Source organism: Actinoallomurus acanthiterrae (assembly GCF_054775715.1).
This window is the reverse complement of record NZ_BAAHCO010000001.1, coordinates 4,696,825-4,713,179: the sequence shown is the minus strand read 5'-3', so window position 1 is coordinate 4,713,179 and position 16,355 is coordinate 4,696,825. Positions and strand designations below refer to the sequence as shown.

14 protein-coding genes are annotated in these 16,355 nt (G+C 67.8%); 9 read left to right on the top strand and 5 right to left on the bottom strand.

Annotated elements, in window-relative coordinates; all coding sequences use genetic code 11:
* Window positions 1-119 precede the first annotated feature (119 nt).
* Window positions 120-1,415 (top strand): isocitrate lyase, encoded by a 1,296-nt coding sequence (gene aceA, locus ACYVF7_RS22660; RefSeq protein WP_460343994.1) that lies wholly within the window; start codon window positions 120-122, stop codon window positions 1,413-1,415.
* Window positions 1,416-1,535: 120 nt separating this feature from the next.
* On the opposite strand, the gene ACYVF7_RS22655 is transcribed toward aceA, so the two are convergent.
* From ACYVF7_RS22655 to ACYVF7_RS22645, 3 genes are all read right to left on the bottom strand, one after another.
* Window positions 1,536-2,801, bottom strand: coding sequence for a hypothetical protein (locus ACYVF7_RS22655; RefSeq protein ID WP_460343991.1), 1,266 nt, complete (start codon window positions 2,799-2,801; stop codon window positions 1,536-1,538).
* Window positions 2,792-3,754 (bottom strand): hypothetical protein, encoded by a 963-nt coding sequence (locus tag ACYVF7_RS22650; protein WP_460343988.1) that lies wholly within the window; start codon window positions 3,752-3,754, stop codon window positions 2,792-2,794. Before ACYVF7_RS22650 ends, ACYVF7_RS22655 begins: the two co-directional genes overlap by 10 nt.
* A 121-nt stretch (window positions 3,755-3,875) precedes the next feature.
* Window positions 3,876-4,445 (bottom strand): hypothetical protein, encoded by a 570-nt coding sequence (locus ACYVF7_RS22645; RefSeq protein WP_460343985.1) that lies wholly within the window; start codon window positions 4,443-4,445, stop codon window positions 3,876-3,878.
* Between the two features lie 237 nt (window positions 4,446-4,682).
* Here ACYVF7_RS22645 and ACYVF7_RS22640 point away from each other — a divergent pair, with 237 nt between their 5' ends.
* The 8 genes from ACYVF7_RS22640 to ACYVF7_RS22605 all read left to right on the top strand — a co-directional run bounded on the left by ACYVF7_RS22640 (window position 4,683) and on the right by ACYVF7_RS22605 (window position 12,869).
* A complete protein-coding gene (locus ACYVF7_RS22640; RefSeq protein ID WP_460343982.1) occupies window positions 4,683-5,012 on the top strand; it encodes a hypothetical protein in 330 nt (109 codons plus the stop codon).
* A gap of 113 nt (window positions 5,013-5,125) precedes the next feature.
* Complete coding sequence (locus tag ACYVF7_RS22635) at window positions 5,126-6,571, top strand: M1 family metallopeptidase (protein WP_460343980.1); 1,446 nt, start codon at window positions 5,126-5,128, stop codon at window positions 6,569-6,571.
* Window positions 6,572-6,697: 126 nt separating this feature from the next.
* Window positions 6,698-7,648 carry an alpha/beta hydrolase gene (locus ACYVF7_RS22630; protein ID WP_460343977.1) on the top strand — a complete coding sequence of 317 codons (951 nt, stop codon included), beginning with the start codon at window positions 6,698-6,700 and terminating at the stop codon, window positions 7,646-7,648.
* A 153-nt stretch (window positions 7,649-7,801) separates the two neighbouring features.
* The gene (locus ACYVF7_RS22625; RefSeq protein ID WP_460343973.1) at window positions 7,802-8,638 is read left to right on the top strand and encodes an ABC transporter permease; all 837 of its coding nucleotides are present in this window, start codon (window positions 7,802-7,804) and stop codon (window positions 8,636-8,638) included.
* Entirely contained in the window at window positions 8,631-9,434 is an 804-nt protein-coding gene (locus ACYVF7_RS22620) for an ABC transporter permease (RefSeq protein WP_460343970.1), read from the top strand. The genes ACYVF7_RS22625 and ACYVF7_RS22620 overlap by 8 nt, the downstream gene beginning before the upstream one ends.
* 4 nt (window positions 9,435-9,438) lie before the next feature.
* Window positions 9,439-10,419 carry an ABC transporter ATP-binding protein gene (locus ACYVF7_RS22615; RefSeq protein ID WP_460343967.1) on the top strand — a complete coding sequence of 327 codons (981 nt, stop codon included), beginning with the start codon at window positions 9,439-9,441 and terminating at the stop codon, window positions 10,417-10,419.
* A 476-nt stretch (window positions 10,420-10,895) separates the two neighbouring features.
* The gene (locus ACYVF7_RS22610; RefSeq protein ID WP_460343964.1) at window positions 10,896-11,690 is read left to right on the top strand and encodes a hypothetical protein; all 795 of its coding nucleotides are present in this window, start codon (window positions 10,896-10,898) and stop codon (window positions 11,688-11,690) included.
* A gap of 147 nt (window positions 11,691-11,837) precedes the next feature.
* Window positions 11,838-12,869: an NAD-dependent epimerase/dehydratase family protein gene (locus ACYVF7_RS22605; protein WP_460343961.1), complete on the top strand. Its 1,032-nt coding sequence runs from the start codon at window positions 11,838-11,840 to the stop codon at window positions 12,867-12,869.
* On the opposite strand, the gene ACYVF7_RS22600 is transcribed toward ACYVF7_RS22605, so the two are convergent.
* Together ACYVF7_RS22600 and asnB are read right to left on the bottom strand one after the other, a co-directional pair.
* Window positions 12,850-14,124 carry a lipopolysaccharide biosynthesis protein gene (locus ACYVF7_RS22600; protein ID WP_460343958.1) on the bottom strand — a complete coding sequence of 425 codons (1,275 nt, stop codon included), beginning with the start codon at window positions 14,122-14,124 and terminating at the stop codon, window positions 12,850-12,852. The two genes, ACYVF7_RS22605 and ACYVF7_RS22600, sit on opposite strands and share 20 nt — an antisense overlap.
* A 37-nt stretch (window positions 14,125-14,161) precedes the next feature.
* Entirely contained in the window at window positions 14,162-16,066 is a 1,905-nt protein-coding gene (gene asnB / locus ACYVF7_RS22595) for an asparagine synthase (glutamine-hydrolyzing) (RefSeq protein ID WP_460343955.1), read from the bottom strand.
* Between the last annotated feature and the right edge of the window lie 289 nt (window positions 16,067-16,355).

Here is a 16,355-nt window from a genome sequence, read left to right as displayed (position 1 = left end):
CGGCTTCATAGTAGCGAAAATTCTGCTGTTCTTCTTGTTACCCGGTAGTTCACTTAGCGGCTCCGCGGCCAGAGAGTAGGACACAAGCACCCAGGGGACGACAGAGGAGGGCAGTATCCATGAGCGATCGTCGCCTCAAGGGAGCAGCCGAAGAGCTGCAGCGGCAGTGGAAGACCGACCCGCGGTGGTCCGGCGTCGAGCGGACCTACACCGCCGAGGACGTCATCCGCCTGCGCGGCTCGGTGCAGGAGGAGCACACGCTGGCCCGCCTCGGCGCGGAACGCCTGTGGACGCTCCTGCACGAAGAGGAGTACATCAACGCGCTGGGCGCGCTGACCGGCAACCAGGCCGTCCAGCAGGTGCGGGCGGGCCTCAAGGCGATCTACCTGTCCGGCTGGCAGGTCGCCGCCGACGCGAACCTCAGCGGGCACACGTACCCGGACCAGAGCCTCTACCCGGCCAACTCGGTCCCGGCCGTCGTGCGCCGCATCAACAACGCGCTGCTGCGGGCCGACCAGATCACCTGGGCCGAGGGCGACGCGTCCGCCCCGCACTGGCTGGCGCCGATCGTCGCCGACGCCGAGGCGGGCTTCGGCGGTGTGCTGAACGCCTACGAGCTGATGAAGGCGATGATCGCCGCCGGTGCCGCGGGTGTGCACTGGGAGGACCAGCTGGCGTCGGAGAAGAAGTGCGGTCACCTCGGCGGGAAGGTGCTCATCCCGACCGGCCAGCACGTCAAGACGCTGAACGGCGCCCGCCTGGCCGCCGACGTCGCCGGCGTCCCGTCACTGATCATCGCGCGGACCGACGCCCAGGCCGCGACGCTGCTGACCAGCGACGTCGACGAGCGCGACCGGCGGTTCGTGACAGGTGAGCGCACCGCCGAGGGCTTCTACCGGGTGCGCAACGGCATCCAGGCGTGCATCGCCCGGGGTCTGGCGTACGCGCCGCACTCCGACCTGCTCTGGATGGAGACCGGCACGCCGGACCTGGACGTGGCGCGGCGCTTCGCCGAGGCGATCAAGGCGGAGTACCCGGACCAGATGCTGGCCTACAACTGCTCGCCGTCGTTCAACTGGAAGAAGCACCTGGACGACTCGACGATCGCGAAGTTCCAGCGCGAGCTCGGGCACATGGGGTACACGTTCCAGTTCATCACGCTGGCCGGCTTCCACTCGCTCAACTACTCGATGTTCCACCTCGCCAAGGGCTACGCCGAGGACGGCATGACCTCCTACGTCGAGCTGCAGGAGGCGGAGTTCGCCGCCGAGCGGGACGGCTACACCGCCACCAAGCACCAGCGCGAGGTCGGCACCGGTTACTTCGACCGGGTCAGCACGGCGATCTCGCCGGACTCCTCCACGGTGGCGCTGAAGGGATCCACCGAAGAGGAGCAGTTCGTCCCGGCCGACTGAGAACTACTGACTCCAGGTCGACGCGGTGGCCCCCGGATGATTCCGGGGGCCGCCGCCCGCGTAAGCGGATTTATCGTGGGTTTCCGGTTGACCTGGCCGTAGGCCTCGTCGGCGGTGGCGTCAGTTCGGGATCTCATAGACGGCGCAGGCGCCGGCCTCGTGCCGCAACCAGGCGAATCTACCCAGGCCCGGAGCGGGCCGGTCATAGCTCCTGTCGACGAAAAGCCAGCGGACACCGTACGCGTCGCGTAGCCGCCGCACCGTCTCGGACGAGGGACGGTGGAATGCCGCATCGTTGTCCGCCAGCCGCCGTCGATCCCAGAACGGGACCGCCTCGTCGGGAACGTTCCGCTTCATCGCTTCCGCATGCGTTCTTAACTCAAATCCCCAATCTTCGACCAGAATACGTCGCTCCGTATACGCCGATACGGCAAAGAAGTTTCGATTGTGGCACTCATTTATGCAGACCGAGTTGGTGGCTACCAGATCCCCAGGGCGTGAGTGGTCCCGCAGCCACCGCCCTGCCTCGAGGATTCCGGAGCTGATCGTCGTGCTCGGAAGAGGCGGGGAAGCCGGCCCCTGCCACATCTGGCGGACGTGGAACAGACTCGCGGGAAGGGCCATCCCGGCAAAGAAGGCGACAACGAACGCCGGCGACAGCGGCCGCAGGACACGGTGCCGGCGTCCGAGCACGGCCAGGACCACCACGAACACTCCAGTGATCGCCACGAGCGCGACGAACGGACCGAGAATCCGCAGCACCGCCACATCCGCCGTGGGCCTGGTGCTTCCATCCAGCTTGCGGACTGCCAGAAAGGTGACGACTCCACCCCCTGCCGTGCTGAGAAGCGCGACTCGAAAACCCGGGGTGATCCGCTCGCGGAATACGGTGGCCAGCCCGCAGGTGGCCGCCAGGGAAATGTACGGAATCACACCGTTGTAGAAGAACAACTGAGAACTGCCGGGGAAACGCAGAATCATGCCGACGGCGACTCCGGCCGCACTCATCCCGAGGATTAGGAGAATCGGCGGGTCGCAGAAAGTCTTCCGCCGGACGGCAAGACCGAATACGCCGGCCCAGATGCAGACCCTGCCGAAGGCGCTGAGCAACGCCACAAGGGCTATTAACGCCACGGAGGGATCGGGAGTAGATGCGGTTTCCGCGGCCACAATCGCGAAGGCCGACCCGGGGTGCACGATCATGCCGTCAGATTGGCCGCCGAACAGCACGAACTGCGCGATAAGCACGAATGGCATCGCGGCCAGAATCGCCACGACGGCAGGCCGGTGAAGCCGCCGCTGCACCACCATCGTCGCGATCACCACGGCGGAGAGCCCGGTTAGGAGAATGGGAAGAAAGACGGCCTTCCCCCCCATCACCGCCATGAGCAAGGTGACGAACAGCGTCCAGGGCCGGCCCCCGATCTCGGCTGGCGGAGAATGTCCACGAGCAGCAGGACAACAGGGGCGAACAACATCACACCGAACCCGTGCGTGGGGCTGTACCACGCGACTTCGTCGGGCGACAGGACGTGGGCCCCGAGAGACGGTGCCCACACGTAGGGAGTCGGCGCCCATGCGAGAAAGGCGATCCCGAGTGCCGCCAGTCCCGGCCACCACCGGACGGTCAACCGCCGCCCGATGGCGAAGAACAGAACAAGCGACGCCGCCAGGATCGGCAGCATGAACAGCCGGTACACGAGAGTCTGCGGCTCGATCCCGGTCACCCAACTGGTAGCAGCCATATCGGCGTAGGCGAACCAATGGTAATAGAGCGGCTCGCCGGCAACGGACGGATAGGCTGGGGGCATGTGGTACTTCAGCTCGCCGACGAGGCCGAGGTGGAAAGGCAGGTCGACGTAGGGCCTCGCATATCCCGGCCAGGCCAGCCCGTGATGGCGGAAGAACGCGGATCCACTCGAGAGTACGGTGAACGCGATCAGAACCGCGGTACCCCAAGCGTACGGCGCCGGGACTCGAACGGTGTTCCCCGCTCCTCGCCAGAACCGCCGCAGTGCCGGTACGACCAGAAACGCGGCGACGGTGACGCCTGGCCACACGAGCACCAACAACGGATACCCGGCCCACCGTGCCGGCACGTAGCCGAGCACAATGATCGCGTGACCGAGCACCGTGCCGGCCGCCACCTCCTCGCCGAAAAACCGCGATCCGCCGCGGCAAGCACGCCAGAGCAGCACTCCCGGTACCGTTTTTCCCAGAATCACAGAGGCGCCGAACACCGCCGTATCTCGGAAAGAGACATCGTAATAACGAAGAACCGCAACGGTCACCGCAAGGACAAGCGCCGCAGGGACCCAGCCCGATCGCAGCAGGTTCATCGGCCGTCGCCTCGGACGATCCGACCGCGCTGGTACCGCTCTTTGACGAACCGCCTGCGCCTCTGTCATTATCATTCCTTCAACGTTTGCCGCAAAAGAAAAACCAGAGTGAATAGTGGGATCAGTCTTTGCGGATATATAGGTTGCCCTGGTCGGTTGTGGTGAGCAACCGGAGTCGGTCCGGCCTGAGCTTCAGCGCGGTTGCCTCTGTCACGAGTAGATAGCGTGACCGGACCGTTTGATCGTTCTCTCGCAAGTGAAGCGTCAGGCCCAGGCCGGCGGGTACGTTCACAAGTCCGGGTCCAAAATTGGCGCGGTCGACCAGAATCGTGTTCTCCCATGCCGACGCGCCATGCCAGAGGAACAGCTTTACCGCGGCCATATTGATCACCGGGCCCGAGAACGGGCGCCATCCGGCGATCGATCCGATGCCCGCCAGAAGCATCGGGTATGCAGGCCCATTTGTGCCGAAGTGGATAAAGGGAAGTTCAGCATGCGGCTCGTCGACACCGTAAACGCCACCTGCGAAGCCGACCGTCCGGAATGTCGCAACCTGATGCCAGCAGTCGATCTCGTCCGACATTACGGAGGTAAAATCGAGCAGGCTTGCGCTGAAGTAGTGTCGCACGATAAATGCTACGACGAGCGCCGAGAAATGGCGATAATCGCCCATAATGCGGCATTCGCCCACCGGCTTTCCAGAAGCCGGCGTTGGCCGTGATCTGTCAGCGGATCCCGGATGTCAACCCGCTGCTCCACGTTCGAAGATGCAATTCCGGAAGCAAGATCAGTCGACTCCTCCGCCGCTGCTTGGTCGCTCATGACATGAACGATAGACAGCCGGCCAAGAGACAACCCGGAGCTCCGGTTTTGAGCAGTGTCATGTTTTTGTATCGTCGCCGTGAACCACCGTCGATTATCCGGGGTCGTGGCGGGCGCGAGCGCACGCCGAGCCGAACGGACCCGCGAACGCGCCGTCGCCGCGTTGCGCCGGATGGACGCCACCGGCCGGCGGTTCACCTTCGACGCCGTCGCCCGCCATGCCGGCGTCTCCCGGTCCTGGCAATACGCCGAAGATGATCTGCGCCCCCAGATCGAGCGCTACGACAGCGGCACCCCCACCGCGTCAGCATCTCCGCCTCTGCGACAGCACGCCTCCGACGTCTTACTGCTGGCACCTGAACGACTCGACGATCGCGATCGACGCGGTGGCCCCCGGATGATTCCGGGGGCCACCGCGTGCGTTTATTCCGGCTGAATCCGGCCAATGCCGCCGCAGGCCACCTCTGGCCCACACTCTGGACAATCCCCGCACGCGTACGCCAGAGTCGCAAGGTCCAATTTGATCTTCTGCACGAGGAAACCCCCCACATGCGCAGAACATCCCGTCTGGTGGCGGTCGGCGCGACCCTCGCCTCCGTGGCGGCCATCACCCCCGCCGCGTCCGCCGCGGCGCGGCCCCACTTCTCCCCCGGCGCACCGGGCATCGGCGACCCGTACTTCCCCCTCGAGGGCAACGGCGGATACGACGCCCTGCACTACGGGCTCGACCTGAAGTACAACCCCTCGACCAAGCGTCTCGACGGTGTCGTCACGATGACCGCGCGGGCCACGCAGAACCTGTCCCGGTTCGACCTGGACCTGCAGCAGCTGACGGTCACGAAGGTCGCCGTCAACGGGCACAAGGCCAAGTTCACCCGCAAGGGCCAGGAACTGGTCATCACGCCGAAGAGCGGCATCCGGAAGAACAAGCGCTTAACCGCCACGGTGACGTACGGCGGCGTCCCGCAGACCATCGTGGGCTCCCCCATCGTCTTCGGCTCCCCGTACGGCTTCGTCCACACCGATGACGGGGCGTTCATGGGCGACGAGCCGAACGCCGCGTCCACGTGGTTCCCGAGCAACGACCACCCGTCCGACAAGGCCGCCTTCACCTTCAAGGTGACGGTGCCCAAGGACCTCGGCGTGATCGCGAACGGCCGGCTGGTCTCCCACAAGACGAAGGGGTCCAAGACCACGTTCGTCTGGGACGAGAAGGCGCCGATGGCGACCTACCTCGCCACCGCCGACATCGGCAAGTGGGAGTTCAAGACCGGCAAGACGCCCGGCGGCATCCCCGAGACGATCGCCGTGGACCCGAAGCTCAAGGGCCGTGACCCGAACCACCCGGACCCGATCAAGTTCTTCTGGGACACCACGGGCGAGGCCACCGACCTGTGGGTCAAGCAGTACGGGAAGTTCCCGTTCGACTCGACGGGCGCGATCGCCGACCTGGCGACGTACAACGGCAAGGCGATCGGCTTCTCCCTGGAGACCCAGACCCGGCCGCTGTACTCGGACGTGCGCAACACGACCACGATCGCGCACGAGCTGGCGCACCAGTGGTTCGGTGACAGCGTCTCGGTGAAGACCTGGCAGAACATCTGGCTGAACGAGAGCTTCGCCACCTTCTCGCACTACTACTGGAACGAGAAGCACGGCGGCACGACGCTGCACGACCAGGCTCGGGCGATCTACAACGGCCACGCCGCGAACGACAGCTGGTGGAACGTCGTGATCGCCGACCCGAAGCGCGACACCATGTTCCACGACCGCGTCTACAGCGGCGGCGCCATGGTGCTGCAGTTCCTGCGGGAGAAGATCGGCGATGAGGCCTTCTTCAAGACGCTGCAGACCTGGGCGGCCGAGCACCGGCACGGCAACGCCACCACCCAGCAGTTCACGGCGCTCGCCCAGAAGATCTCCGGGCAGGACCTGAGCGGGTTCTTCACGACCTGGCTCTGGTCCCCCGGCAAGCCGGCCCTGCCGCAGGGCTGACCTACCTCTGGCCGGGGATCCGACGGGGTCCCCGGCCACCGCTCATGGCGCATGGTTCGAAGACCCGCTCCACAGGGGTAGCTCCACAAGGAGACGGACTACTCACCGTTACCAAGGAGCGATGTCATGAGCGATCCGGTTCTCGAGGCGGCGGCGCAGCAGCTCGCGGACGCCACGTCCAAGCCGCCCTTCCTGTACGAACTCGGCGTGGAGGACGCCCGTAAGGTCCTCGACGACATCCAGGCCGCACCGATCGACAAGCCCGGCGTCGACGACAAGTGGATCACCGTTCCGGCGGAGGTCGGCGACGTGCGGGTCCGGATCGTCAAGCCGCCCGGGGCCGCCGGTCCGCTGCCGGCCGTCCTCTACGTCCACGGCGGCGGCTGGATCCTCGGCAACGCCGGCACCCACGACCGCCTGGTTCGCGAACTCGCCGTCGGCGCCGGCGCCGCCATCGTCTTCGTCGAGTACGACCGGTCGCCCGAGGCGGGGTACCCGGTCGCGCTCGAGCAGGCGTACGCCACCGCGCAGTGGATCACCCGGAACGGCGCCGACGAGGGCCTCGACCCCTCTCGGCTGGCCGTCGCCGGCGACTCGGTCGGCGGCAACATGGCCACCGCCCTGGCCATCCTCGCCAAGCGCCGGGGCGACGTGACCTTCGTGCACCAGTCGCTGTACTACCCGGTGACCGACGCCGCGCAGGACACCGGCAGCTACCGGGAGTTCGCGGACGGGCCCTTCCTGACCGCCAACGCCATGGCCTGGTTCTGGGACGCCTACACCACCGATCCCGCGCAGCGGGCGGAGATCACCGCCTCACCGCTCCGCGCGGAGCTCGAGGACCTCGCCGGCCTGCCGCCGGCCCTGGTGATCGTCGATGAGAACGACGTGCTGCGCGACGAGGGCGAGGCCTACGCGCGCCGGCTCGTCCAGGCGGGGGTCCCGACCACGAGCGTGCGCTACAACGGCATCATCCACGACTTCATGATGCTCAACCCGGTCCGTACGACCAACGCGTCGACCGCCGCCATCGAGCAGGCCGTCCGCACCCTCCGCAAGGCCCTGGGAACCGGCTGATCCCGACCCCGCGGCGCGGGCGCCGGGGCGGCCGTAATCCACTGGCCGATCGGCCGCCCGCGCCGTACGGTGTGAAACCGGCCGCGGGAGCCCGGCGTCCCGGGCGGTTCGCGCGCGCCCACAGCAATCACGGTCGGTGATGAGGAGGTCGCCTTGCGGAGTCCCGGCATGCTGGCACGGGCGGCACCCTCCCCTCACGCGCCGCTCCGGTACGCCTGGGTCGCGGCGTACGCGTTCCGGCGCTACAGCACCTACCGGGTGGCGGCCGTCTCCGCGACGTTCACCAACACCGTCTTCGGCTTCCTGCGGGCGTTCGTGCTGATCGCCGTGTGGCGGGCCCGGCCGGCGCTCGGCGGGTACGACGTCGCCGACGCGGTGACGTTCAGCTTCCTCACGCAGGCGCTGATCGAGCCGGTGCGGGTGTTCGGTGGCAGCCTCGACCTGACCGAGCGGATCCGTACCGGTGACATCGCGATCGACCTGCACCGGCCGGTGGACCTGCAGGGCTGGTGGCTCGCGGACGACCTGGGGCGCGCGGCGTTCGCGGTGCTGTCGCGCGGCGCTCCCCCCCTGATCGTCGGCGGACTGGCGTTCTCGCTGCGCTGGCCGCCGTCTCCGGGCCGGTGGGCGGCCTTCGCCGTGGCGGTCCTGCTGGCCATGCTGGTGAGCTTCGGGCTGCGCTACCTGTACTCCCTGGCCGTCTTCTGGATCCACGACGACCGTGGGGTCACGGCGATCTCGCTGGTGACCACGATGTTCTTCTCCGGCATGATCATCCCGCTGGTGATCTTCCCCGGCCCGCTCGCCGCGGTCGCCCGTGTCCTGCCGTGGGCGGCGCTGATCCAGGTGCCCGCGGACGTGTTCCTCGGCAAGCGGGCCGATCCGCTGGGCGCATACGCCTTCCAGGCGGCGTGGGCCGTGGCGCTGCTCGTCGCCGGGCGGCTGCTGACCGTGGCGGCACAGCGCAGGCTGGTGATCCACGGTGGTTGAGGCGGTACGGACCTACCTTCTGCTCGCCGGCACGTGGCTGCGGGCGGCCGCGCAGTACCCGGCGTCGATGGTCATGCTGATCGTCGCCCAGGCGGTCGTCACGTCGCTCGACCTCGCCGCCATCCTGATCATCTTCGCGCACACGTCCCGGCTCGGCGGGTTCTCCCTGCCCGAGGTGATGTTCCTGTACGGCACGGCGGGAGTCTCCTTCGCGTTCGCCGACCTCACGTTCGGCTCGACCGACCGGCTCGGCGAGCACATCCGCCAGGGCACGCTGGACACGCTGCTGGTCCGGCCGGTCGGGCCGCTGCTGCAGCTCGCCACCGAGGACTTCTCCCCGCGCCGGCTCGGCAAGCTCGTGCCGACGGGGACGGTGCTCCTCCTCGCCCTCGCCCGGCTCGACGTGGCCTGGACACCGGGCCGCGTCGCGACGGTCCCGCTGATGCTCGCCGGCGGCTACTGGATCTACGCCGCGCTGTGGGTGCTCAGCGCGACGTGGCAGTTCGCGATCGTCGACGGCAAGCAGGCGATGAACTCGCTCACGTACGGCGGCGCCTACCTCACCCAGTACCCGCTCAGCATCTTCGGCCGCGACGTCCTGCGCGGGCTGACCTGGGTCGTGCCGCTGGCGTTCGTCAACTGGCAGCCGGCGCTGTACGTCCTCGGCCGACCCGACCCGCTCGGCCTGCCGGTGTTCTTCCGTTTCGCGTCGCCGCTGGTCGCGGCGGCGCTGTCCGTACTGGCCGCCGTGACCTGGCGCACGGGCCTGCGGCGTTACCGATCGACGGGGAGCTGACCACATGCTGGAGGTCGAGAACGTCCGCAAGACGTTCGCCGTGCGGCGGCGCACCGGACGGCTCCGCCGCACACGGGTGAACGTCGACGCGGTCGACGGGATCTCGTTCACCGTCGGTGCCGGGGAGTTCGTCGGCTACCTCGGGCCGAACGGCGCCGGGAAGTCGACGACCATCAAGATGCTTACCGGCATCCTCACACCGTCTTCCGGGCGGGTGCGCGTCGCCGGTCTCGACCCGGCGCGGCAGCGCACGGCCCTGGCCCGTCGGATCGGCGTGGTGTTCGGCCAGCGCACCACCCTGTGGTGGGACCTGCCGCTGCGCGACAGCCTCACCCTCATCCGTCACCTCTACCGCGTCGACCGTGCCACGCACCGGACCCGGCTGGCCGAGCTGACCGAGGTGCTCGAGCTCGGCGCGTTCCTCGACACGCCGGTCCGGCAGCTCAGCCTGGGGCAGCGGATGCGCGGCGATCTCGCCGCGGCGCTGGTGCACGACCCGGAGATCCTGGTCCTCGACGAGCCGACCATCGGCCTCGACGTCATCAGCAAGGCCACCGTCCGCGCCTTCCTGTCCCGGCTGGGCGCCGAGCGGGGAACGACGATCCTGCTCACCACCCACGACCTCGGCGACATCGAACGCCTCTGCCGCCGCGTCATGGTGATCGACCATGGCCGGCTGGCGTACGACGGCTCGCTGGAGCGCCTGCGGGCCACCGCCGACGCCGACCGGATCCTCGTCGTCGACCTCGCCGCCCCGCAGGCGCCGATCGAGGTCGACGGCGCCCGTCTCGTCCGTACGGACGGCCCTCGGCAGTGGCTGGCGATACCGCCCGCCGAGAACGCCGCGGCCGTGGTCGCCGCCGTCGCCGCCCGTTACGACGTCGAGGACATCGCCCTGCGCGAACCCGATATCGAGGACGTCGTCACGCGCCTCTACCGCACCGGCGCCCCAGCCGATTTCGACTGCGAACCCGAGCGTCTCTGACCGCGCTCGACGACCAGGCGGACAATCCTTCCGTACCGAAAGTCGCGGCCCATTTCTCCGGGCCAGGTAATTACTTTTTGCGACCATAGCTCGGCCGAACCACCGTCCACCTGTGCCGTCCGTCATGCTACAGCCGCCCAAGCCACTTCACCGGTGGCAGTCGTCGGCGAACACGTGAAAATATGAGTCAACAATGTTCAAGAATTCCAAAGAACCGGCGTCTATGGCAGCGTGATAGCCTCCGCAATGTTTCTCTTCTTGCTGTCGGCGGTGCCGCTAGGACAATTCATCACCGACAAGAGGAATGTCCATTCTGTTCCGGGGGGAGCCTCATGGGTTCATTCGCTAGAACAGCTGGCAGCGTAGCGGCTGCCACGCTGATCGGGGCGGGGGCGGCGGCATCGCCATCCTCGGCCAATGCCCAGCAGGTCGTGACGGTGCCGTGCAGCGGACCTTCAGGCGGGGCGTCAGGGCTCGTGACAGCGGTCACCAACGCCAACGCGGCCGGTCACGGCACGATCCGACTGGTCCCGAACTGCAATTACGACTTCACCACCGCGGCGGAGACCGGGACGCGCGGCGGGGACGCATTGCCCATCATCACCGGGAACATCACCATCTTCGGGGGGCCGTCCACGCACATTCGGCGCACCGGAGGCGGGCCGTTCCGCCTGATCGAGGTGGCCGCCGGCGCGCGCTTGGACGTCGCGGGCATCTTCATCGAGGGCGGCGACGCCGGGGTCTTCCCCGGCGGTGCCATCCTCAGCGCGCGCGGCACCATTGTCCTGAGATCGGTCACGGTGCGGAACAGCACGGCGGACAACGGCGCCGGCATCGCCAACGACAGCGGCTCGCTCATCCTTATTTTGACCCTGGTCGAAAGGAACACGACGCGTCATCCCAACGGTTTCGGCGGTGGTGGCGCCGGCATCTACAGCGACGGCCGGCTCGAGACGGATAAGTCTCGCATCACCGCCAACACCGCCAACACGAGCGGCGGCGGCATCTACAACGAGCAGGGCGGCACCGCCAGGCTGGTCCAGACGACACTCGACGACAACGTCGCCAGGTTCGAAGGCGGCGGGTTGTTGAACGGCGTCGGCGGAAGAGCACTGCTCGTGCGGACGCTCGTCAAGCGCAACAGTGCCTCCGACGGCGGCGGGATCTTCGACCGTCCCGGGCCCGGGACGGTGACGCTCGCCGGGAGCCTGGTGATCGCCAACAATCCCAACAACTGCAGGCCCGTGGGCAGCATTCCCGGCTGCTCCTGACCCGAAGGCTCTGCCGTCTTCTGTGGCGGTACCAGGAATCGGCAATGGGCCGGTATGGGTGGCGGGAGCGAAATTCCCGCCGCCCATGCCGTACGCGGAAATCGGCCGCATCCGCAGCGACGACGACGGAATCCCGGGAGGCGCGGCATGCCGGAAGACAACGGGACGAGATACCTGGTGACGGGCGGAGCCGGCTTCATCGGCTCGCATCTCGTCGAGGCCCTACTCGCACGCGGCGACTCGGTCGTCGTCCTGGACACCCTGTCGACGGGCCGATCGGCGAACCTCGCCACGGTCATCCGGCACCCCGCCTTCCGCCTCGTGCACGGCTCCGTGCTCGATGAGCTCCTGGTCGACGAACTCGTACACGAGTGCGACGTGGTGATCCACATGGCCGCCGCGGTCGGAGTGAAGCTCGTGGTCGAGCAGCCGCTGAGATCGCTGACCACGAACATCCGCGGCGCGGAAATCGTGATCAAGGCCGCGCACCGTTACCGCCGCAAGATCCTCGTCACCAGCACCTCGGACATCTACGGGAAGAACTCACTCCATCCCCTGACGGAGACCGCCGACATGATTCTCGGCAGCCCTTCCGTCCTGCGCTGGGCGTACAGCACGGCCAAGGCCGTCGGCGAGATCCTCGCGACCTGCTACCACCGGGAACGCGGTCTCCCCACGGTCGTGGTCCGCCTCTTCAACACGGTCGGCCCCAGGCAGAGCCCGATGTACGGCATGGTCGTCCCGCGCCTGGTCCGGCAGGCCCTGCGTAACGAGCCCCTGACGGTCTTCGGGGACGGACGGCAGACGCGCTGTTTCGCCCATGTCAGGGACGTCGTGGACGCGATCCTCCCGCTCATGAGCGAGCCGGCGGCGGTCGGGCAGACGTTCAACGTCGGGTCGTCGCAGGAGATCAGCATTCGTGATCTCGCCGAGATGATCATCGCGCGCTCCGGGAGCACGTCGCCGATCCGGCTGCTTCCCTACGACCAGGCGTACGGGCCCGGGTACGAGGACATGCACCGGAAGGTTCCGGACACGGCGAAGCTCCACGCCCTGACCGGCTGGACTCCGCGATACTCACTCGACGACATCCTCGCCGACGCGATCGAAGACGGGGCACGCGAGATGTCGGAGGGTCCCGCCTCCGCGTCGCCGTACATCACCGCGCTCCCGCGGTGAGCGCGTAGCGGAGGTCGGACCGCCGGGGAATGAGCTGACGCGGCGGGGTTCGCGTGACCCGCAGGAACCACAGGACCTGCAAGGCCGCGAGTACGCCGTAACCCACGCTGGAGGCGAGGGCGGAGCCGACGGCTCCGCACGATGGGATCAGCGCGAGATTCAGGCCCACGTTGACCGTGAGGGCCACGACCGTCGTCACCGAACTCAACAGGGGACGGTCCAGCCGGAGCAGGAAGGCGCCGACCGGTCTGGTCGCCCCGATCAGCCACAGGCCCGGCGCCAGCCCGAGAAGCGGGCCGATGCTCCCCGTGAACGCGGGCCCGTAGACCGCCGGAACGACGAAGGGCGCGGTGGCGCACAGCAGCGCGACGGAGCCGGTGGCCACGAGCGCGGCGACCCTCGTGGAGTCGACGGTGAACGCGGCGGCCGTCCGCTCGTCGTCCTCCAGTTGCCGGGGCATGGCGAGGTTCGCGACGATGTCAGGAGGCACCCTGCCGAGTTCCATGAGCATCACCGCCGCCGCGTAGAGCCCCACCTCCACGGTCGTCGTCATCGCACCCAGCATCAGGATGTCGGCGCGCAGCAGGAGGAACATCGAGACGAGGCCGGTGTGGTAGCGCAACCCCAGACGGAGCGCCCGGCGCGCCACGCCGGCGTCGCAGTGCCGCAGCCTCGGGCGGGCGGCGGGCAGCAGGACCGCCAGCGGCAGCGCGGCGGACATCGTCCACAGCGCGACGATCCACCAGAGTGTCAGCTTCGCCATGGCGGCCAGGCCGATCAGCGCCGCGCAGTGCACGCCAACGCTGAGCAGGCCGCTCCAGTTGTTGACGTCGATGCGCGCCCTCAGGACCATCAGCCGAGCGAGCAGCTTCTCGGTCATGGCGCAGGGGATCCAAGCCAGCGCAAGGAGCAGCAGGCCGCTGTCCCCGACCGGCACGACACCGGGCCCCAGGCCCTCGACCACGATGCCGGCGGCGATCGCGCAGACACATCCGAGCGCCATGCCGAAGAGCACGCAGTTGGCGGTGATGAGAGCGCTGTCGCGGACTCGCGGCCACAGCGCGACGTGCGACTCCTCGACCGACAGATGACCGAGGTGGAGGGCGACCGTCGCGACGGTCATCAGCACCGCGTAGGTGCCGCGCCCCTCGGGCCCCAGCGACCGGTTCACGACCACGCTCATGAGCGCGCCGAGAAGGAATCTGGCGGCGTAGACGCCAAGGGTCTCGGCGGCCTGCCGAGCTTCTCGGTTCACCGCACCGGCCCGGGGACCATGAAGGCGGCGCGTCGGTTCACGGCCGGGACCCCGAAGGCGAAGCGCTCGTTCCAGGTGGATCGAGGAAGGCACGGCACCACAGCTCGAACTGGATGAGCGCCCAGATCCGGTTGGCGTGGTCATGCCCGTTCGCGTGCCGCCTCAGCATCTCCCGCACCGCCTCGGGCCGGAACAGCCCCCGCGACCTCGCCGTGCCGTCCGTCAGCACGTCCCACGAGAGCTCCGACAGCTCGGTGCGGAGCCACCGCCCGAGCGGCACGCCGAACCCCATCTTGGGCCGCGTCACGAGCGCGGGCGGCAGCCAGTCCGCGACCGCCTTCTTCAGCAGGTACTTCGTCGTGCCCGAACGGACCTTCAGCCGGGCCGGCAGCCCGGCCGCCCACTCCATCAGGTGGTGGTCCAGGAACGGGGAACGCGCCTCCAGGGAGTTGGCCATCGTGGCGATGTCCACCTTCACCAGGAGGTCGCCGGGAAGGTAGGTGTTGACGTCGACGTCCATGACACGACAGACGTCGGAGGCGGCGCGGGAGGCGGCGAACGCCTCGTCGAACAGGTCGTAGCTGTCCACCTCCGCCAGCCGCGTACGCAGCGCGTCCGAGTAGAGGGCCGTCTTCTGCTCAGGAGTGAAGTAGGACATGAGCCGTGCGTAGCGCCGTGGCGTCGGGTGACCCAGGAGCTCCACCGCCCGGCCCGCCCGCTGTAGCGCCGAGCGCGGGGCGCAGCGGGCCGAGAGTGCGGAGCCGACCCGGTCGAGCCGGCCTCTCAGGAACGGGACCGCGGGTATCCGGCCGGCGTGCGACATGAGCAGATAGCGCAGGTAGCCGCCGAACAGCTCGTCGCCGCCGTCCCCGTTGAGGATCACCGTCACCTGCTCGCTGCTCATCCGCGCGACGTAGAAGGTGGGGATCGCCGAAGAGTCCGCGAACGGCTCGTCATAGTGCCAGGACAGCGTCGGCAGCACGTCGAGCGCGGACGGGGTGACGACCATCTCGTGGTGGTCGGTGGCGTAACGCCGGGCCAGCATGCGCGCGTAGCGTCGTTCGTCGAACTCTTCCTCGTCGAAACCGATGCTGAACGTCTTGACGCGCTCGCCGCTCTGCCTGGCCATCGCGGCGACGACCGCCGAGGAGTCGAGCCCGCCGGAGAGGAAGGCTCCCAGCGGCCGTTCGCTCACCATGCGGACGCGCGTCGCTTCGAGCAGGTGATCGCGAAGCTGTTCGGCGGCGTGCTCTTCGGACGTGACCTCGCGCGGCGTGCAGTCGAGGCGCCAGTAACGACTCGTCACGGCGACGCCGTCCTGCCAGGAGAGCAGGTGGCCCGGCGGCAGTTTGTGAATCCCGCGGAGAATGGACCAAGGGGCGGGTACGTACTGATACGTCAGGTAGTGGTGCAGCGCCACCAGGTCGACCTCGTGACGCGCCGCGTCGTCCTGCATGAGTGCCTTGAGCTCCGAGCCGAACCATAGCGTGGCACCGTCGGAGCGCCAGAACAGCGGCTTCTTGCCCACCCGGTCGCGGGCGAGGAGAAGCCGCCGCCTGGTCCGGTCCCAGATAGCGAACGCGAACATTCCACGCAGCCGGTGGACCAGATCATCACCGAATTCCTCATACAGGTGCACAAGGCACTCGGTATCGCCGTTCGTGGCGAAACGGTGGCCATGGGTCCGCAGTTCACGACGCAATGCGGCGTAATTGTAGATCTCGCCGTTGAAGACCGCGACCACGGTCCGGTCCTCGCTGTAAACCGGCTGATCACCACCGGCCACGTCGATGATCGCGAGGCGCCGCATGCCGAGTGTGGCGTGTTCGTCATCGTGGAAGCCGGCACCGTCCGGCCCCCGGTGCGCGAGCACCTTGCACATACGGCGGAGAAGACCGGAATCCGGATGACCCATCGACACGATTCCCGCTATCCCGCACATCGGTGTCCTCAACCCCCAACCAAGCCGTCGCGCGCCGGGCACCCAGGCTATTTGCCAGGCCGATCGTCATCAAATCCCACACCGGTATTCGTTCGATTTCGATTTTCCACTCGATCACTACCCACGACCGCACGAGCCTCACGGCACGAGGGTCCGCAGGAAACGATTCTCGGTCTGACTTGATCCGATTTGGTGCACGATGCGGCCTTACCTGGTTTTTCGGGCCGGCGGACGGCATGCGGCACGGTTGCATGGTTTGTAGCCATGGCGTCCCGTATTTACCGACCAG